This window comes from Spirosoma migulaei (genome assembly GCF_054776855.1).
This window is the reverse complement of record NZ_BAAHBG010000027.1, coordinates 472,233-492,555: the sequence shown is the minus strand read 5'-3', so window position 1 is coordinate 492,555 and position 20,323 is coordinate 472,233. Positions and strand designations below refer to the sequence as shown.

General features: G+C 47.5%; 17 protein-coding genes. 7 read left to right on the top strand and 10 right to left on the bottom strand.

Annotated features, from left to right (window positions below):
• Positions 1-273, bottom strand: a complete 273-nt coding sequence (locus tag ACYVGO_RS26920; RefSeq protein WP_168207796.1) for a hypothetical protein — start codon at positions 271-273, stop codon at positions 1-3.
• Between the two features lie 414 nt (positions 274-687).
• On the opposite strand from ACYVGO_RS26920, the gene ACYVGO_RS26915 reads away from it, so the two are divergent.
• Positions 688-3,165: a glycoside hydrolase family 95 protein gene (locus ACYVGO_RS26915; protein WP_460971920.1), complete on the top strand. Its 2,478-nt coding sequence runs from the start codon at positions 688-690 to the stop codon at positions 3,163-3,165.
• Positions 3,166-3,252: 87 nt separating this feature from the next.
• Here the strand turns inward: ACYVGO_RS26915 and ACYVGO_RS26910 are convergent, their stop codons facing one another.
• From ACYVGO_RS26910 to ACYVGO_RS26895, 4 genes are all read right to left on the bottom strand, one after another.
• A complete protein-coding gene (locus ACYVGO_RS26910) occupies positions 3,253-4,605 on the bottom strand; it encodes a DUF4270 family protein (protein ID WP_142772840.1) in 1,353 nt (450 codons plus the stop codon).
• A gap of 11 nt (positions 4,606-4,616) precedes the next feature.
• Complete coding sequence (locus tag ACYVGO_RS26905; RefSeq protein ID WP_142772841.1) at positions 4,617-4,967, bottom strand: DUF4907 domain-containing protein; 351 nt, start codon at positions 4,965-4,967, stop codon at positions 4,617-4,619.
• Positions 4,968-5,030: 63 nt separating this feature from the next.
• Positions 5,031-6,104 carry a Kelch repeat-containing protein gene (locus tag ACYVGO_RS26900; RefSeq protein WP_460971919.1) on the bottom strand — a complete coding sequence of 358 codons (1,074 nt, stop codon included), beginning with the start codon at positions 6,102-6,104 and terminating at the stop codon, positions 5,031-5,033.
• Positions 6,105-6,405: 301 nt separating this feature from the next.
• Positions 6,406-7,875 (bottom strand): S41 family peptidase, encoded by a 1,470-nt coding sequence (locus ACYVGO_RS26895; RefSeq protein ID WP_460971918.1) that lies wholly within the window; start codon positions 7,873-7,875, stop codon positions 6,406-6,408.
• Between the two features lie 334 nt (positions 7,876-8,209).
• Between ACYVGO_RS26895 and ACYVGO_RS26890 the strand changes: the two genes are divergently transcribed.
• The 5 genes from ACYVGO_RS26890 (at position 8,210) to ACYVGO_RS26870 (ending at position 13,861) form a co-directional block, all read left to right on the top strand.
• A complete protein-coding gene (locus ACYVGO_RS26890) occupies positions 8,210-8,725 on the top strand; it encodes a gluconate 2-dehydrogenase subunit 3 family protein (RefSeq protein ID WP_460972113.1) in 516 nt (171 codons plus the stop codon).
• A 101-nt stretch (positions 8,726-8,826) separates the two neighbouring features.
• The gene (locus tag ACYVGO_RS26885) at positions 8,827-10,539 is read left to right on the top strand and encodes a GMC oxidoreductase (protein ID WP_142772844.1); all 1,713 of its coding nucleotides are present in this window, start codon (positions 8,827-8,829) and stop codon (positions 10,537-10,539) included.
• 213 nt (positions 10,540-10,752) lie between these two features.
• Positions 10,753-12,072 carry a PQQ-dependent sugar dehydrogenase gene (locus ACYVGO_RS26880; RefSeq protein ID WP_460971917.1) on the top strand — a complete coding sequence of 440 codons (1,320 nt, stop codon included), beginning with the start codon at positions 10,753-10,755 and terminating at the stop codon, positions 12,070-12,072.
• Positions 12,073-12,152: 80 nt separating this feature from the next.
• Positions 12,153-12,878, top strand: a complete 726-nt coding sequence (locus ACYVGO_RS26875; protein WP_460971916.1) for a DUF72 domain-containing protein — start codon at positions 12,153-12,155, stop codon at positions 12,876-12,878.
• A 92-nt stretch (positions 12,879-12,970) separates the two neighbouring features.
• Complete coding sequence (locus ACYVGO_RS26870; RefSeq protein WP_460971915.1) at positions 12,971-13,861, top strand: sugar phosphate isomerase/epimerase family protein; 891 nt, start codon at positions 12,971-12,973, stop codon at positions 13,859-13,861.
• A gap of 479 nt (positions 13,862-14,340) precedes the next feature.
• Here ACYVGO_RS26870 and ACYVGO_RS26865 read toward each other — a convergent pair whose 3' ends face one another.
• Positions 14,341-15,624, bottom strand: coding sequence for an acetyl-CoA hydrolase/transferase family protein (locus ACYVGO_RS26865; RefSeq protein ID WP_460971914.1), 1,284 nt, complete (start codon positions 15,622-15,624; stop codon positions 14,341-14,343).
• A 165-nt stretch (positions 15,625-15,789) separates the two neighbouring features.
• Here ACYVGO_RS26865 and ACYVGO_RS26860 point away from each other — a divergent pair, with 165 nt between their 5' ends.
• A complete protein-coding gene (locus ACYVGO_RS26860; protein WP_460971913.1) occupies positions 15,790-16,491 on the top strand; it encodes a hypothetical protein in 702 nt (233 codons plus the stop codon).
• Here the strand turns inward: ACYVGO_RS26860 and ACYVGO_RS26855 are convergent.
• From ACYVGO_RS26855 to ACYVGO_RS26840, 4 genes are all read right to left on the bottom strand, one after another.
• Positions 16,488-17,888: a GH1 family beta-glucosidase gene (locus ACYVGO_RS26855; protein ID WP_460971912.1), complete on the bottom strand. Its 1,401-nt coding sequence runs from the start codon at positions 17,886-17,888 to the stop codon at positions 16,488-16,490. The genes ACYVGO_RS26860 and ACYVGO_RS26855 overlap by 4 nt on opposite strands.
• 111 nt (positions 17,889-17,999) lie before the next feature.
• Positions 18,000-18,404, bottom strand: a complete 405-nt coding sequence (locus ACYVGO_RS26850) for a hypothetical protein (protein ID WP_142772851.1) — start codon at positions 18,402-18,404, stop codon at positions 18,000-18,002.
• Positions 18,405-18,712: 308 nt separating this feature from the next.
• A complete protein-coding gene (locus ACYVGO_RS26845) occupies positions 18,713-19,159 on the bottom strand; it encodes a hypothetical protein (protein WP_460971911.1) in 447 nt (148 codons plus the stop codon).
• A gap of 120 nt (positions 19,160-19,279) precedes the next feature.
• Positions 19,280-20,293 carry a bile acid:sodium symporter family protein gene (locus ACYVGO_RS26840; protein ID WP_460971910.1) on the bottom strand — a complete coding sequence of 338 codons (1,014 nt, stop codon included), beginning with the start codon at positions 20,291-20,293 and terminating at the stop codon, positions 19,280-19,282.
• Between the last annotated feature and the right edge of the window lie 30 nt (positions 20,294-20,323).

Here is a 20,323-nt window from a genome sequence, read left to right as displayed (position 1 = left end):
TTAATTGGTTTGTGAGGGGAGTTGGGTGAACTGTTCCCGATAAGCCCGTTGAAGCTCGGCTTCTGCAAAACGATACGCATACATGAACTTGTCATTTTCCTGTTGAATGATCCCCATATCTTCCAGTTGAAGAACATTGTTCCATATCCGCTGCAGACTGCCGTAGAAACCATCTTCCGACTGTGCTACTAAAACTTGCAAGGCTGGCTGCACTGGAGCCTGCGATTGATTGGCCAGGTTGTTTATGTGTGTACGCTGCATTGTATGAGCCATTCAGGTTATCCGCTGTTTCACGGTTTAAAAGGTAACGTACAGCTACGGCATCAGCGACGGATTTAAGGCTCTTTTTAGTACTTTTTAAGAAGTGAACGTATTCGTTGATTAAGCTTACAGACACGCTAATTGGACCATTTAGAACCAAAAAAGGCCAATTGTTTTTCAAAAAAGGCTCTTTCGACGTCTTTTAACCTATACGGAAAAACAAGATGTTTCGTGGCTGAAGTCAGGTCAGGAAACAATTCTTTCTAGCCCAACAATCAGGGGCAATCGTACCAATCATAAAAATCAGCGTTCTATTGCCGTGATAAAATAGGCTACTATTGCTTTATAAAATAAACCTGTCCAATAACCCCGAACTTTCAATCGGTTGATGTAGGTGTTGTTGTCGAAATGAATCACTACTTTATCATGAAACAAATTTGCCTGCTTACTTTTTTACTTGTTTTTCCATTCCTTCTGTTTGCTCAATCAAATCTCAAACTATGGTACAACCAGCCTGCTGCGATCTGGACTGAGGCTTTGCCAGTTGGTAATGGACGCATCGGCGCAATGGTCTTCGGACGGGTAGAGGAAGAGCTGATCCAACTCAATGAAAGTACGCTCTGGTCCGGTGGACCCGTGAGTGGACCTGTTAACCCAGAATCACCAACGTATCTGCCTCAGGTTCGGCAGGCACTGGATCGGGAAGACTACAAAGAAGCTATTGCACTGGCTAAAAAGATGCAGGGACTGTATACCCAATCATACATGCCACTGGGCGATCTGGTTTTGAAACAAGAGCTTAAAGGGGCAAAACCCTCCGCTTATTACCGCGATCTGGATATTCAGAAAGCCATTTCTACAACACGCTTTACGGTGAACGGTACCGAATACAAACGGGAAATCTTTAGTTCATCTCCAGACCAGGTCATGGTGATTCGATTGACGGCCAGCAAACCCGGACAGCTTACGTTCGATGCCAGTACAAAAAGTCAGTTGCGTTTCCAGAACGTGCGCAACGGAAGTAGTGAATGGATTATGAAAGGCAAAGCTCCTTCGCAGGTCGACCCCAACTATTACAGTCCCAAAGACCGGGAGCATGTTATGTACGAAGACGTAAGTGGGTGTAAAGGAATGCGCTTTCAGCTACGTATAAAAGCACTGAATAAAGGCGGGACAGTGCAGACCGATACATCCGGTATTCATGTTCGTAATGCATCGGAGGTTGTGCTACTGGTAGCGGCAACCACTAGTTTCAACGGCTATGACAAGTGTCCGGATAAGGATGGAAAGGATGAGAATAAACTGGCAGAAGAGATTATCCGCAAAGCAACCGGAACGCCTTTTTTAACCCTGTTAAGTAGTCATATTGCGGACTATCAGTCGTATTTTAATCGGTTTTCGTTTCAGCTGACCGATACAACAACTATGAATGCTAATGCTACGCTACCTTCTGACCTTCGTTTAGAGGGTTATAGTAAGGGCGCTTATGACCCCGGACTGGAAACCTTGTACTGCCAATATGGGCGGTATCTGCTCATTTCCAGTTCTCGGGTGCAGGGTGTTCCAGCCAATTTACAGGGTATCTGGAACAAAGAATTACGCGCTCCCTGGAGTTCCAACTATACCATCAATATCAACACCCAGATGAATTACTGGCCGGTGGAGGTCACTAATCTATCCGAGCTTCATCTACCATTGCTGAGCTTTATAGGTTCACTGGCAAAGAATGGAGTGGGTGTTGCCAGGGAGTTTTACAACATGCACGGCTGGGTAGCTCACCATAACACCGACATCTGGGCCATTGCCAACCCCGTAGGAGACAAAGGGCAGGGCGATCCGAAATGGGCGAACTGGAATCAGGGAGCTGGATGGCTAAGTCAGCACCTTTTCGAGCATTACCGATTTACGGGCGACAAAAAATTCCTGAAAGAAAGCGCGTACCCCATTATGAAAGGGGCTGCACTGTTTTATCTGGATTGGCTTATTGAAGATAAAGAAGGATACTTAATTGTATCACCATCTGTATCGCCGGAGAATGATTTCATTGATGCAAAGGGGCAACACTCCCCTATATCGGTGGCCACAACGATGGACATGTCGATTATGTGGGATTTGTTCACCAACCTGATCGATGCATCTACTGTTTTAAACATCGAGCCTGAATTCCGCCAGCTATTGATCGAGAAACGAAAAAAGTTTTACCCGCTTCACATCGGTCATAAGGGTAACCTCCAGGAGTGGAATAAGGACTGGGAAGATGTAGACCCACAACACCGGCACGTGTCGCATTTATTTGGCTTACATCCTGGTCGACAAATTGCTCCCGTTACGACGCCCAATTTTGCTGCTGCGGCTAAGAAAACGCTGGAAATTAGAGGTGATGCCGGAACGGGTTGGAGCCGCGCCTGGAAAATAAACTTTTGGGCGCGACTATTAGATGGGAACCATGCCTATATCCTGCTTCGTGAACTACTGAATTACACCAGTGAAACAGCCACCAATTATTCGAGTAGGGGTGGAGGGGGCACTTATCCAAACTTTTTTGATGCCCATCCTCCCTTTCAGATCGACGGAAACTTTGGTGGTACAGCAGGCATGGCCGAGATGCTGATCCAGAGCCATCTGGACGATATTCATTTGCTGGCGGCTCTGCCCGATGCCTGGAAAGAAGGAAACGTAACAGGGCTAAAAGCTCGGGGTGGCTTTGAAATTGGTATTCGCTGGAAAAACCACCGTCTGACCACGGCCACTATAAAAGCGCTCAATGGTGGTCTCTGTGCAATCAGAACCGCCCGGCCCGTGAAAATAAAGGGTGTTCAGGCTGTGTCAAAGCAAACTAATGTAGGCTACATTACTTCGTTCACTACACAAAAAGGGGGAGGCTACGAGATAGTGGGTTTATAAACTGGTTCAACGTTTCGTTTAAACAGCGAGGGGGCAGATTTTAAAAATCTGCCCCCTCGCTGTTTAAATAATAGCCTGGCTATCCGATTACGATCCTGACGTCAGGAATAACTGCACTTTTAATTGATCGTTTGCCTTCTGCTGGTCGCCAATTGTTACCCGCTGGAGCCGATCTAGTAAGGTAAGCGACCTTCCCAGTTGGGTATCTGTCGGAATCGTTACTAGTAGAGGCTGATTGGGAAGTTTGCGCTTGATAATCTGACCGATATAATAAGTTAGATCGAATGTGTAGGAATCAACAAGGGGTAAAGCACCCGGATCAGGGCCAATTCCATATATGGAAGAGGCTTGTAGACCATATTGGGCAATGGCCGATGAGGTTCCTCCGGATCCGCCCGGTAGCGCACTCGGCAAAATATCATTCTGAATGTTAGTAAAAAAGAGTGCCAGATTGGTTGGAGGAGTAGAATTATCCCTCAAGGTTGTTCGAATGGGGCTGATTACCAGCACGGCTTTATTAAGATCGGCAAAACCATCGGGTCTGGCAAACTGATCCAGGTAAGGAATCTCCAGTCGGGTTTGCAGAAAGGCACCAGGAACAATAAATGTCGTGTTATTCGTCAAACGACTACTGACAGCATCCGATCGGTTTTTCAGGGCACTTAATGGGGTACCACTAAGATCATTCGTTAGCTGGGTAAAGTAGCCAGCCGACATTGGGAATAAGAGATTGGACTGTGTTAGGTTGACGTCAGTAGCATGATAATAGAGCCGTAAGCCGCTGGAAGCGGCTACAAAACCAGCAAACGTATTACCCGAAGCATTACAGTTGATAGCAAAGCCAGGTATGAACTCGGCTAATGTCGTTGCATCTACAATATCACCATTGACCAGCTTGTTATAAAATGACTGTGAAATATCGGCAGGCATCCGAAATGATATTTTTCGGGTGAGTGTCAGTGGCTGAGGGAGAACGGTTTTCTGGAAATAGGGCTTACTATCATATGCCACCGAGTTTGTATTGTAATAGGCCTGATAAACCAGAGGCTTGTTCAGCGTATGTACACTCACATTAAACGCAGTGGTCGTATCTCCATACACGTAAGCATAAGTAAGCTCCAGCACTAACGAGTCTAGTTGTTGGTTGGTTTGTCCTAAAAAAGAATTGCTGGCGTAATTAATGGCCGCAAAGCATCGGGCTGTCATGGTACCGGTTTGTGGGTCCTTCCAGCGACCAACCACTATATTATTATCACCAGAGGTGAGGAATGAATCCGGTCTCATCACCGTCGAGGTTTGTAATGTCAACGTGTCAACAGACTGCACCACCAGTTCCTGAGGATTGATGACCGACTGTCCCACGCTGAGATCGCCCGATTGACAGGAAAATAGCACTATACCGGTCAGCAGTAGCAAACCGGCGTACCAGAGAGTACGCATAATTAACGAATTCAGGGGATTGTTACGCCTAACTGGCGTAAGTCTTCATTTGTCAACGTAGGCATTGCCTCCGTTTGCTGTATTTTCTGAACTACCCAATCGCCAACCCGATGAGCCTGTTCCTGGCTGGGAAAGCCTACTAGACCAGGTTGCCCCGGTATAGTAGGTTGATGAATGACCAGCTTATTGTTATTCAATATATCATAGCCCCAACCACCAGCTGTTTTAATGACCTGAACCTGATAATGTGGCTGCCGTTTATAGACCAGGTAGGTAGTCATAACAGCTAAACTAATCAGGAACAGAATCAGACCCAGCCGGACTAACGATGGCCGGGACTGTAGTTGAGAATTGTTCGTCATGATTGACTGTACTATACGTTTGTTGACCCTGAAAAGAGAGAGTCAGTCAAACATGTATGCAGGTCAGGGAATAACTTGGATAACGGTTGGATCAAAATCCCATAAATCGTCGAAGCGACTCGAGCTGTTTGCCCCCGTTGTAACATATCCCTTGTTGTTAATCGACCAGCCCACCGCATAGGTTCGGGTAGCCCCTTCAAATACACCGCGTGTGGTCCACGTATCAGTACTTGGATCGTATTCCCAGACATCTTTGGTAGATGCGTCACCGCAAGTTATATACCCTTTCCCATTAATAGCGAACCCAACGGCATAGCTACGGGCAATGCTCGTCTGGTCGGTAATGAAGTTGAGTTTTTGCGTCCACAAATCCTGTGCTGGGTCATATACATACCAATCCAACTGATTTGAATTATTGTTGTTACCGGTTCCCACATAAGCCATGTTATTTATAACAAAAGAAACCGCACCAACACGTTTCGAGCCGCCATAGCTGGCTACTTTCGTCCAGGCATTAGCCGTAGGATCGTACGCCCACATATCCTTCAGGTAGTTACCATCGAATCCGCAGGTTACATAGCCTTTGGTGCCAATGGCAAAGGCTGTTGCTGTTTGACGAGCCGTTCCACCAAAATCAGCAACTGCTTTCCAGGTGTTGGTTGTTGGATTATACTGCCAGAAATCCTTTAGTCGGGTAGAATTGGCATCAAGCCCTGTACCAATATAGCCATTGGTGCCAACAGCAAATCCAACACCTAGATTGCGGGCAACACCTGCAAAATCAGCCTTCTGGGTCCAGGCATTCCGACTCGCGTCATAAGCCCAGAAATCTTTCAGACGGTTATTGCTGACGTCGGTCCCTGTTCCCATGTAAGCAATTGTGCCCACAACGAAACTGGCAGCGCCAAAGCGGGCAGGACCTTCTAGTTCAGATCGTGAATTCCAGTCGCCCATAATGTCCACTGTGGTGGAGTTGTTGCAACCAACGAGGAGTCCTGCCCAGCCTATGCCGATTAGACCCAGTATCCAGTTGACGCGTTTGGTCTTCTTGGTAGCGTTAGAGAGAGAAGTCTCAGATGATACAGATTTCGACTGGGAGGACTTAGCCGAAAGAAATCGAAATGGTAAATGAATCATGAAAAACGAGCGTGAACGAACGAATTAAAACGTAAAGTTATAGTAATTTGCGTTAAGAACGATGATTTTGATAGTCTTACCAGTTCGAGCTAGCGAATTGAGAGCCTAACTCAGGCGAAGTCGTGTATCAAATGGGTCGTGCAAAATTACGCCAAAGGGGTGTTACTTACCAACGTGCTAGGCTCATAAAAATTCTTAATTGTTAGTGTGATATAAAGACAGGTAGAATAAAATCGAAACGACTATGATACAAAGACTCGCTTTGTATCATAGTCGTTGGAATTCGATTCCTTAAAAAAGCTTAAAATTTAAGACTCTTCAATTGACGAATCATCGAATGCCCACCTGCCTTGCGTTGAATGGATGATCCAAAAGTTATGAGCGGATTCCCACTTTCCGTTGCCCGACGCCCACTAGCAACACTTCCTGAAATTTGACCGAGGGCAGTTGTCAGCAATGCTTCATTCGTGTCGCCCAGTGGTAATAAATTGATGGGTTCATCGACTTGTATATTGGGGGTGAAGCCCGTTGAATAGTCAGACTGGCCTGCACTATTGTATGATTTGAACACAATAGGCTGCATACCCCATTTAATCTTGCCCGTATCATCCGTAATTGTGATGGAGCCTACGTTTTTACCATAGGTTGTTGAGCCAATGGTTGTTACCGTCATATACGGACGTAAGCCATTGATGATGAGTTCACTGGCAGAGGCTGTCTGGTCGGTGGTGAGCACAAATACACGCGAGAGATTGCTGCCGATATTCTGTGACTTGTCGATGAAGTTCTGCACAAAGAAGCTAGCCCCATATTCCTGTTGCAGTAGGGGGGTAATGGTAGTATTCCATTCTTCCCGGAAGTAGAGTTTGCTGGAGCTAACGCCTTTGCCAATCAGGCTGGCCAGGTTCGCTGACGATGAGGTATAACCACCTGGATTATAGCGTAAGTCCAGAACCAGTTCATTCACGCCCTGTGCTTTAAAGCTGGCAAATACGGCATCGACCTGCTTGTCATATTCATCGGCAGTGCTTCCATTCGCACCCGGCACAAACTGATTATAGACTAAATAGCCCACTTTTTTGCTACCAACGGTATAGACTGAATCCAGAAATACCGGGTTTTCCTGAAATGTAGTCGCGGTAACGCTAATTGTTTTGTCCGTATCAACCAGCGTTGATCCACTTACACTGGCAAATCCAAATGTAAAGGATGTCCCAGAAAACAACAGATCCGAATAATTGGTGGTGGATAGGGACTGCCCGTTTACTTTCGAGATGATGTCACCCCGTTTTATTCCGGCGAGTGCTGCCGGAGAACCAGGTAATACGTACAGGACCTGGGCGATAACCCCCGTAGAACCCGTTGCCCGTAGGTAAAGATTGTACTCCATACCCGTCGTTGTGGTTTGCCCACTTAATTCCGCCGTTAAGGTATTTGCATCGTTTTCAATCCACGAGAAACGGTCACCAGTAGGGTTAGTGGTGGCGTTGTAGGTATTCAGGATGGAGTCGAAAAATACATCGGGTGCCAGCGTTGTATCTGGGTTTGCTGGAATTTTGTCGTTCCAGTAATACACTTCCCGCATGTTCGATAGAATCCAGGAGTCAATGGTTTGGTTCTCACTGGTTGATGCGGATGGTTGTGGGGTAACATCGTCCGTACTTTTCTTACATCCCGCCAGTGTGAGCAGGAAACCGGCTATCAGAAGGTACTGAATTGACCAATTTCGGGAGGGATGTAATCGGTTTGCTCCTTTAAACGCATGATTCATATCTTTCTAGTTCTATAGAGTTAGTTGAATAAAAAGCTGTCTTACTCTATAATGAATACGCGGCAGAAATACCCTTTGTTGCACAGGTATATGTTTCCGTAGGAATTTAATACCCATTTAATTCAGATCATTGATGCTTTGCTGACTGCGGATTCTGACGATTTTTCATCCGAATAAAACGGAGTTCCCCAGTTTTATTCGGATGAAAAATTGCTTTCCAGTGGTCTTAACTTATATGATAAGTAGTTGCTTTCATGTTGTATCTTTGATAGTAGATTCAATAAAATACTAGTTGTAAATAACACCTGTGGAAAGACGTAATGCCTTAAAAACAATGGCTGGTGCCGTTGGTGGGTTAATTAGCCTGCCTGCCTGGGCCAACGGCTGGACAACCGAAACAGTTGTCTCGAGCCGGCAAATCCTGTCTGGAAGTCAGACTGAGCTTCTGGCTGAGATGGTCGAAACGATTATCCCGGTTACTAACACACCCGGTGCAAAGGCACTGAATGTTCACCAGTTTGTACAGAAAATGGTGGCAGATTGCTATCCAAAATCGGCACAGGAAAATCTCAGCAAAGGGCTCGACTCATTGAATGATCTGGCCCACAAGTCGTTCAGTAAACCCTTTCCCGGAGGAGATACTGCTCAACGGACCGCGCTCTTAACCCAATTGTCGCAATCGACCGATTCGGCACAGAAAGATTTTTACTCATTGGTGAAGAACCTCACTATTCGAGGCTATATGAGTTCAGAATACGTGATGACTAACCTCACACACTATGAATTTATTCCGGGACGCTATCACGGCTGTGTTCCGGTACCTGCTAAAACTGTATCTCAAGGAAAATAAAGTTCTGATTTACGGTATTCGGTTTACATCGACTGACGTACAAAATTGGTTTCGCCAGTGCGGTTTGCTACCGTAAACCAAATCGACAAACCCAAACTAAAATGTCCTATTTAAACATAGACGCACAAGCCCAAAATACCTACGATGCCATTGTCATTGGCTCAGGCATAAGTGGGGGTTGGGCTGCTAAAGAATTAACGGGTAAAGGCCTTCGTACGCTCGTGCTCGAACGCGGGCGCGATGTTCGGCACGTAACCGATTATCCAACCACAAACAAACAACCCTGGGAGTTTGAGCACCGGAATCAGCTTAGGCAGGAGGTGCGGGAAGCCAATCCAATTATCAGCAAGTGCTACGCCTTTTACGAGGGCACCGAGCAGTTTTTCGTGAAAGATGCCGAACACCCTTACGTTCAGGATAAACCCTTCGACTGGATTCGGGGCTATCAGGTGGGTGGTAAATCACTGATGTGGGCACGGCAGACCCAACGGTGGAGCGACTTCGATTTTGAAGGACCTGCCCGTGATGGGTTTGCGGTTGACTGGCCCATTCGGTACGCTGACATTGCTCCCTGGTATAGTTACGTAGAGCGCTTTGCTGGTATTACGGGCAATAAAGATGGGCTGGCTACATTACCTGATGGCGAGTTTCTGCCGCCCCATGAGTGGAACTGCGTGGAGAAACATTTTCAGCAGAAAGTAGCGGCCAAGTACAAAGACCGGCATGTAATCATGGGTCGGGCAGCTCACCTGACGCAGCCGCAGCCGATCCATTTCCAGCAAGGACGGGCGCAATGCCAGCATCGTACCATTTGTGAGCGGGGTTGTCCGTTTGGGGGCTATTTTAGTAGTAACTCGTCAACCATACCCTGGGCGGCCAAAACGGGGAAAATGACCCTTCGGCCAAACTCGGTTGTGCACTCAATTATATACGATGAGAAGAAAGGCCGGGCTACGGGTGTGCGCGTAATTGATGCGAACACGAAACAGATGCAGGAGTTTTACGCCCGTATCATTTTCCTGAATGCTGCCGCGCTGAACTCAAACCTGGTACTCTTAAACTCAACCTCCAATCGCTTCCCGAATGGCTTGGGCAACGATAGCGGGATACTGGGTAAATATGCTGCCTTCCACAACTATCGGGCGGGTATTTCGGGTGAATACGATGGTAACCTCGACTCGACGACCGATGGCCGACGACCGAACAGCCCGTATATTCCCCGTTTCAGGAACGTGCTGAAGCAGGAAACGAACTTTTTGCGGGGCTACGCATCCGGTTTTTCTGCGGGCCGAATTTCGCGTTCCGACCAAAGTGGCGTAGGTGCTGATTTGAAGGAAAACCTGCTGAATCCGAAACTGGGTGGTTGGTATGTGGGTTCGCACATGATGGGAGAAACGATCCCGAAAGAAACCAACTACCTGGCGCTAGATCCCTCATTGAAAGATCCATTCGGCATTCCCCAGTTGAAAATCTCCATCGCTTACGACGATAACGACGATAAGATGGTGAAAGATTATCAGGAACAACTGACTGAAATGTTTACCGAAGCCGGGTTCAAGAATATCCGCGTACGCGATAGCCATGCTGCACCCGGCCTCGATATTCACGAAATGGGGGGCGTTCGGATGGGGAAAGATCCGAAAACGTCGATGCTCAATAAATGGAATCAACTTCATGCGGTGAAGAATGTATTCGTGACCGATGGGGCCTGCATGACCTCGACCAGCACCCAAAATCCATCGCTAACGTACATGGCTTTAACGGCCCGTGCTGCCGATTATGCCGTTAAGGCAATGAAGAAAGGGTTGGTGTAAACCACTATTTTGACAACCAATAAAGGCCAGTCGTGCTCACGACTGGCCTTTATTGGTTGTAGGGCTGGCGTGGGCAATTGCCCGTGTCGTTTAATTTAGCCAGTATTCATTGGTGAATGCCCGCGCCAGCACACCATGAAAGACAGTATTTCTCAAGGTTAGCTAACTTTTGTTGGAAACCGAAAAAATATCAAATCCCAAGTTTACTAAACCATGACTAACTCTTTTTTCAGGATTGCCTGTCTGATGGCTTCACTGGTGGCACTGGATAGCCAGGCCGAAACCCATCACGGCAAGCATCCAAAGGCACTGGCACGTACGATAAAGAAGGCAGATACACCCTTAGAATTAAAGCTCCCGGCAGGTTTTTCGGGGACTATGGTTGCTCAGGATTTAGGAGCAGCCCGACACATTGCGATCACAAAAACCGGTGATATATATGTGAAACTGGCCAAGCTAAAGGACGGAAAAGGAATCTATCGACTTCGGGATACGGACAAAGATGGACTGATTGACGAGAAAACGGGCTTTGGTGATTACCCAGGAACAGGGATTTTTATCAAAAATGGCTATCTCTATACGTCGTCAAACTCAGGCATCTATCGCTATAAACTCAACGATAGTCAGGAGGTCACGAACCCAGATCAACCCGAACTGCTGGTGTCTGGATTGAGGGAAAAAGATCGGGATAAATCGAAGTCAATAGCCGTTGATAATCAGGGGAATATTTACGTCAATATCGCGTCGGACAATGATGCGTGCCGGGAAGCTGGAACGGGAAAAGGCATGATGCCCTGCCCACTCCTGGATTCGGCTGCGGGCATCTGGCGATTTAAAACCGATGTTGCCAATCAGACCTTTGCGAGTGGCACCCGGTATGCAACCGGCCTTAAAAATGTGGTAGGCCTGGACTGGAATCCGAAAACGAACTCCTTGTTTGTCCTGCAACATGGGCGTGGTAAATTCGATGATTTTTACCCGCAATATTACACCCCACAGCAAAGCGCTGAGTTACCCGCTGAAACCATGTATGAAGTGCATCAGGGCGACGATGCAGGCTGGCCGTATATTTATTACGATCCAATTCAGAAGAAGAAAATTCTGGCCCCTGAATATGGAGGTGATGGCAAAAAAACGGGTAGTGCTAAAACGATCAATCCGGCAGTGGCTTTTCCGGCCCATATGGCCCCAAACGGTTTGTTGTTCTATACAGGTACCGCCTTCCCAGAACGCTATCGGAATGGCGCTTTTATCGCGTTTCACTCACAAAACCAACCGATTCACAAAGGATATTTAGTAGGATTTGTGCCGTTTAAAAACGGGAAACCAGCAGGCCCCTGGGAGATTTTTGCCGATAACTTTTCGGGTATCGACCTAGAAAAACCATCTGGCCCAGTGCAGCATCGCCCCTGTGGCCTGGCTCAGGGACCCGACGGTTCCATCTACGTGACCGACGATTTAAACGGTACGCTCTTCCGAATTAGCTACAAAAGCGCAGCAAAGGGTCAGAAAATGACGGCTTCGAAAAAGTAATAACAGTCTGGTTCTTTCACAGTTCAACCCTATAAGGTTTTATAGCCTTATAGGGTTGTTTGTTTTTAAGGCAGTTGGATATGAGTATTCATATTGGTACATCGGGTTGGAGTTACGATCACTGGCAAGGCGTTTTATACCCGCACAGTACGCCCGTTCACGACCGGCTAGGCTACTACGTGCAGCGTTTCCAGACGGTGGAGCTCAACAGTAGTTTCTACCGATGGCCAAAGCAGTCCACCTTTGCCAGTTGGCGACGGCGCTTACCTGATGGTTTCCAACTGACAGTCAAAGCACCTCGTGGACTCACCCACGCCAAAAAGCTCTATGCGCCTGAAATCTGGATGGAGCGAATCAAAACGTGCTGGCACGAACTGCGCGACAAACGAGCCGTTTTGCTGGTACAGCTATCACCCAATCAGGCCTGTGATTATGATCGGTTAGCCTATTTTCTGGACCAGGTACCTAACTGGATGCGTGTTGCTGTAGAGTTTCGGCATTTGAGTTGGCAGAGCGAATCCATTTTTGCCTTATTGGAGCAGCACCAAGTGGCCTATTGCATCATGAGCGGAGCAAAATTGCCCTGTATTCTGCGGGCTACGGCTCCATTTGTGTACGTACGGCTTCATGGCCCCGATACGGAACACCTGTATGGCGGCTCTTATTCAGATACTGATTTGCGCTGGTGGGCGGACCGTATTCGGGAGTGGGCTGGAATGGGGAAAGATGTATTTGTCTATTTCAATAACGACGGTGGTGGCAACGCCGTACGAAATGCGGAAACATTACGTTGGATAGTTGGCTAAAAACTGTCAGAACAGTAAACAAAGCCAGTCCCTATCTTTACACCCAACGCACAGACAGGTCGTCTGTGGCCTGGTAACCGACCTATTGTTTTATGAATTACTCCGAAAAGATTACCCGCCAGCAGTTTCTGAAATTGGGGGCTTTAGCTACGTCGGCAGCTTTATTGCCTCAACTCGATGCCTTTGCAGCCTCACCGAAGAAAGTTGGATTGCAGTTGTACACCCTGCGGGATCTGATGGCAAAAGACCCGGATAGTACGTTGAAAAAAGTGGCCGAAATAGGCTATAAAGAAGTAGAGCTGTTTGGGTATTCGGATGGTAAGTTCTTTGGCAAAACACCTAAAGAGTTTGCTGCCCAGTTAAAAAGCCTGGGTCTGTCGGTTCCCAGTGGGCATTACACAACGGGTAAAACGATGCCCAATGCCAAAGGAACCCTTACCAATGACTGGAAGCGCGCTGTTGACGATGCCGCAACACTCGGTCAGAAATACATGGTTTGCGCCTATTTATTCCCAGACGAACGGAAAAAACTGGATGACTACAAACAGTTTGCCGACCTATTCAACAAATCGGCGGAAGTTGTAAAAGCGGCTGGTATGCAGTTTTGCTACCATAACCACGATTTTGAGTTTAAGGAAATGGACGGTAAACTGCCCTATGATGTGCTGTTAAGCGGTACTGATAAGAACTTAGTGAAACTTGAACTTGATCTGTATTGGGCTACGTTCGCCAATCAGGATCCCGTTGCTTTGTTCAAAAAGCACCCCGGTCGTTTCCCCTTATGGCATATCAAAGACATGGAAAAAACAGCCGAACGGGCGTTTGCGCCAGTGGGTACCGGCTCCATTAACTTCCAGCGTATTTTCGATGCCAAGAAAACCGCAGGTATGACCCATTATTTTGTGGAGCAGGATGTGTGCAAACTTCCACCCCTGGAGTCGATTGCCATCAGCTACAAGAATGTGGAGAAATTGAAGGTGTAACGTTGGTCGGGTCAAGAATTTTTCAACTACTGCCAGATGAAGCGTCGACGCTTCATCTGGCAGTAGTATTTTTGAACCAATGAATTGGTCTAAAATACTACTAACGATCGGCCTGTTTTTAATCGGTTCTTTTGGCCACTGATACATTATGTACTGGCAATTTAAAGCGCCCAACTGGATTCGATCACCTATTCCGTACTTGCTGGCTTTAGGTTGTACCTGGTTGTGGATAAAAGCATCTAAATAAGGCGTAGAAGGATTCAATGGGTCTATGTGGTTGAATCGATTTTTATTTTTTGCCACTGGTGTTATCGTTGGCGCCTTTCTCTATCCGTTTCATTATAACCAGCCTTTCACCGGTAAAGTAGCCATTCAAATACTGCTGGCTTGAAGCATCATTTTTGTCTCGTTGATCTAATGAATAGCTAGTACCTCTTGAGCATACCAGCGCAAAAACTACTTAGATAAAATAGAATAGTCTATAAACTTCCAAAGCGGGCAAACGCCTGTCGTTCCAATTCTTCCTGATGGTCGGGGTGAGCGATGTTGATGAGGGAGCGGGCGCGTTGACGCAGATTTTGCCCGTACAGATTCGCAACCCCAAATTCAGTTACGATGTAGTGAACGTGCGCACGGGTGGTTGTAACCCCCGCACCTTCTTTTAAAAACGGGACAATTTTACTCTGACCTTTCGTTGTTGTAGAGGCTAGTGCAAAAATTGGCTTGCCGCCCTCCGATAAGCTGGCTCCCCGTACAAAATCCATCTGGCCACCCACTCCCGAATACTGATAGGTTCCGATGGTATCGGCGCAAACCTGTCCGGTCAGGTCAATTTCGATGGCTGAATTAATAGCAGTCACCTTTGGATTGCGCCGGATGATGGACGTATCGTTGGTAAAGCTGACCTGCTTCATGGCAACGCCAGGATTGTCGTCAATAAAATCATAGACCCGTTTAGTACCCATCACAAAACAGGAAACAATGCGGTAGGGAAGTATCACTTTATTCTCGCCGGTAATGACCCCCCGCTCTACCAGATCAATAACCCCATCCGAGAACATTTCGGTATGGATACCCAGCCCCCGGTGATGAATGAGTTCGGCCAGGGTGGCATTTGGGATGCCGCCAATGCCGAGTTGGAGAGTAGCCCCATCATCGACAAGACTGGCTACGTTTTGCCCGATTTTACGATCCAGTGCACTGATCTCACCCGGCCGCACTTCATAGATAGGTTCATCAACCTCAATTGCAGCATGCAGCATCGAAACGGGAATGAGCCCGTCCCCATGCGTGCGGGGTACGCGGGGGTTGATTTGTGCAATTACATAGGTGGCAGCATGGATGGCCGCTAATGAAATATCGACCGAAGGGCCCAGCGAACAGAACCCGTGTGCATTTGGGGGAGATACCTGAATCAAGGCCACATCAATCGGCAGGATATTTCGCTGGAACAACAGAGGGATTTCGCTCAGAAAAATGGGGACGTAATCGCCGATGCCCTGATTGAGTTGCTTCCGCATATTGGCACCAATGAAGAACGAGTTCGCGCGGAATGAATGGCGGTATTGTTCATCCAGATAGGGCAGGGGGCCTTCGGTATGCATATGGCAAACCTCCACATTGGAAAGTTCCTGTGCACGGGCCACCATTGCCTTGATGAGTACGTGGGGTGTTTGGGCTACGCTATGGATAAATACGCGGTTGCCCGACTGGATCGCCGAAACGGCTTGCTCTGGACTCGTAATAGGAAGATGAAAGGACATTGAGTAGATTGGATAGCTACGTAACTTGTAAAACCGCAAAAGTATCCGGTGCAGTATCCCGGCAAATTGATAAGTTTCTGGCTGGTTAACTGAGTTTAATCAGTGTTTTGTACTAAATGAGTAGTTGGTCAATACTAGCTTTGATCCTAGTGTACATTTAATACCATGAGAACCACGTTAACGTTCATCATTATCAGTATTGTTAGCCAGATTGTTTACGGCCAACGTACTGAATTTTCACTGCAGGCTGGTTCGGGTTTATTCTCGTTTTACGGGCCCAGTGCGGTTAATGAAACAAGGCTCGGTATGAGCGGTTCTAGCTACCTGACTAATCCATATGGCCGCAAGAGTGGATTTAGTTATAGTATTGCCGGGCAAGTTCAGCATTCAACCAAAAATAACTATCTATACGGCTTACAGATAGGCTATGAACAGCTAACAAGTCAAGTGGCTATTACGGCAATTGTTGGCGACTTTGGCTATCCTACACCAGCCAATGGCCAGGGTAACCTACAAAATCAGTATTTAAATCTGAACCCATTTGTCGGAAAGCGATTTGGTAACGAACGGTTTAGTCTTGATGCAACTGTCGGCCTGGATATTGCCGTTGGTTTACTCAGTCGTGAGTTTGGTAAAGTCCAGCCAGAATACCCATTTCTACAAATGTCGGATCAGAGACGCCCGATTCCTGACGTCGACTTACGCCCTCGCCTGAACCTGACAGGCTATTACCGGATGTTCGGTTTGAGTGCCGGTTATTCGCATGGGTTATCTAATTATGCCGGGAAGCAATTGAGTACTGATGCCCTCATTTATGCTCACTTCTGGCGCGTGGGAATTGCGTATCGATTCGGGAAGCATACTTAACGGCCGACATTACCCCTGATTTGTACGTTTGTCAACAACTGCTGAAACCAGCGTCCCGATGCTTTTACGATTCGTTGTTGCGTTCTGAAATCGACATATACCAGGCCAAACCGAGGCCGATACCCTTCTGCCCATTCAAAGTTGTCCAGAAACGTCCAGGCAAAATAACCATCAACCGGAAATCCATCCTGTTTAGCCCGTAACACCTGTTGCAGGTAATTCTGGTGGTAATTAACCCGGGCAATGTCGTTTACTTCTCCTCGTTCAACCCGATCATAAAAGGCGGCTCCGCTTTCGGTTATGTAGATTTTCTTGATGCCTTCGTACTGCGCAAACTGTTGTATGATCCGGTACATGCTTTCGGGGTAAACTTCCCAGCCCATCTCGGTAATGGTCTGCACATTGCGCCGGAGGGGCGACACATCTTTGGCCCACAGGTACGGCATGAAATAAGACTGCTCCACCACCGCCCGGAAATAGTGTTGCAGGCCAACGAAATCAAAATCGAAGGCGAGCCGTTCCATATCCCCTGGTTTAGCCACTTTTTTCGCAATACCTGCCAGGAAAGGTAGCTCTTTCGTTGGATAACCCAGTCCCAGCGCAGGCTCAATAAAGAGCCGGTTCATGAGCGCATCCACGCGGGCGGCTGCCGCCTGATCGCTGGGGGTAAATGGATCGATGGGCGAGCAGGAAAACGTGGTACCCACCAGCGCATCGGGCACGTTCTGTCTAACGATACGTCCGCCTTCGGCCTGTGCCAGGGCAGTATGATGAATAACCGGGAGCAGATTCCGGAAACTCCGCCGACCGGGTGCGTGCTGACCCGTAAAATAACCCAGTACAGAAAACGCCAGTGGCTCGTTCAGAATAATCCAGTGCTTCACCTTGTGCCCAAAGGCTTTGGTACAAACGTCGGCAAAGTCAGCGAACCAGTCCACTATTTTTCGATTGGGCCAGCCCCCTTTCAGTTCAAGCGCATGGGGTAAATCCCAATGGTAGAGCGTGATCCATGGGGTAATACCCAACTGAAGACAGTGGTCGATCAGACGATCATAAAAAGCAATCCCGGCTTCATTGATACGCCCGCCATGCATCGGACCAATGCCCTCGGGCAGAATCCTTGACCACGATATGGAAAAGCGGAAGGCATTGAATCCTAGTTCTTTATGCAGCAGTAGGTCGGATTCATAGCGGTCGTAGAATTCGCAGGCTACATCGGCTGTTTCGCCGGTTTTGATCTTGCCTTTCTGTCGACTGAAGGTATCCCAAACGCAGGGTGTCCGCCCGTCGCGGTCAACAGCGCCTTCAATTTGGTAAGCTGCGGTAGCTGTTCCCCATACAAAATCAGGGCCGAACGAACTGTGGTCAAAAGGTAACGAATCAGGCTGGTTTATCAACTGGTTGAGCGGCTATCTTGAACGCAAAAGTACCGCCTTCCTGAACGCAAAATTCCCCAACCCGATAATTTAACATACCGGATTGGGGAGGCACTTCGTAATCTGGTGGGATTAGCCCCGGCGACCATAAGGGCCAGGTTGATTTCGGTTATACCGATTCGGTTGTTGAGCGGCAAACAGCCTGTCGCGTTGCGATGATGTTAGCACGGCCAGCATATCCTGACGTTTGCGTAACTGGAGTTGACGCAGGGCATCGGGCGTCATACGGGAGGTTGCAAAGATGCGATCGTAATTATCTTCGATCTTATGCAATTGCTTTTCCTGCCTGCGAGACAAACCGACAATGGCGTCGATACGATCTATTTTAATGTCATCCTGATACTGGTCGCGGTCGTAGCGAGAGCCACCGTATTGAGGAGGGCGATTGTCAAATGGTTTTGAATAAACGCCTTGAGCAAAAGAAACCGTAGTTGCTAAGCTGAATAAGGTGAGAGCGGTTGCAAGTATCTTTTTCATGATCAGTTGTGTTTAGTTGTTTTGTTCGTAACTGATTCTTAGAAGCGAATCGATTACCAGCGTTTAATCTGGGTATAGGCCCATCTGGCTGAATGCCAATTTTGGGATGTTGAAACTGGTAAAATCAGAACTGAATGCCATAGTTTTTTTCAATACTATGGATACAGCAATGGGCTGAAACCAGGTGGAAGTGTAGAGTAGCAGGCTCATCGATATTCCATACAACAGAGACCGAATTCAGTAAAACGATATAGGCCCTATCGTGGAGATAGGGCCTATATCGTTTTACTGAATTCGGTCAGGCTGGATTAGCCCCGGCGTCCGTAAGGAACGTTCGGCTGGTTTTTGTTATAACGATTGGTTGGCTGATACTGAGCGGCAAACAGCTGATTTCGTTGTGGTACCGTTAAGACCGCCAGCGTTTCCTGACGTTTACGAGCCAGTAGCTCCCGTTTGATATCGGCTGATTGACGAGGATTGGCCAGAAGTCGGTCGTATACGTTATCAATCTTACGAATGTCTTTCTCCTGCCGACGGGATAAGTTTACCAGCGCATTCAGTTGATCAACGGTTAGATCGCCTTGAAACGGGGTATTGTTGGTATATTGGGGATGCTGGTCGTAGGAAGCATTCCGGGGAGACTGGACCTGACCTGGACGATTGTTGTCGAACGGTTTTGAATAAACACCCTGAGCGAAGGTAACTGTAGTAGCCAGGCTGAACAGGGCAATAGCGGAAATGAGTGTCGTTTTCATAATCAGTAGTTGTTTAGTTGTGCGTTACTGATTCTTAGAAGCGAACCGCTCACCAGCGTTTAATCTGGCTTTATGCCCACTTTACTGAATGCCAGTTTGTACATATTGAACCCGGTAGAATCAGGCCTGAGTGCCGTTTGTTTTTTCGAGCTGTCTGGCCATAGACTGGGCTATAATGCTGGCCACGATCAATTGGAGGGCATGGAAGATCATAATCGGGAGTAGTACAACGCCCGCCATACTTCCTGGAAACAGCACATTTGCCATTACACTCCCCTGCACCAGCGATTTCTTGGAGCCACAGAACAACGCTGTAATGCGGTCCTCGCGATTAAAATTCAGGAACCGGCTGATAAGGGTAATCATCCCAAAAATTAGAAAGAATAAACCCAGCATCAGTGCGGCCAGCCAGAGCAAATCATCCACAGAAATCTTCTCGAATGAGTGAAGTGCAAATGATTCGCAGAAGGCGGTGTATACGATGAGGAGAATTGTGAACTGATCGAAATACCGAAGCGCTGTTTTGTAACGGGCAGCCAGCCAACCCAATCGCTGATTCAGTAAAAGACCCAATATAACGGGCAGAATAACCTGTAGCGTCAATTTCCAGATTACACCCGCCAGGTCGTATTGTCCGGTCGTCGCGACTACTAAATAGCTCATCCAGAGTGGGGTAATGAATACGCCAATCAGACTGGAAATACTAGCGTTGAAAATAGCCGCCGGAATATTGCCTCCCGCAATTGACACCATCACCACCGCCGACGAAACCGTTGACGGCAGGGCGGCAACATAAAAAATACCCAGCCATAAGAGTTCCGTATCGGGCGTGAGCAGCAGCGAGCGGGCGACTAATACAACCGCTGGGAATACCACGAATGTGGTGAGATGGATAACCAAATGGAGCCGGTAATTACGTAATCCTTCACGCAACTGGCTAAAATTCAGTTTCAATCCATAAAAGAAAAAAATTAGGGAAACGCCGTAAGTGGCAAGGGAAGATAATGAGAAGAGACCTTTCTGAATACCCGGTTCAGGCCAGAGCTTGGCTAACCCAATCATGCCCAATAAAGCGAGAATAAACCAGTCGAGCCCAACGCGGGTAAGAAGGGAACTTAGAGATGTTTTTGCCATAAGTAAACATACTGTGTAGAATAAACTTTT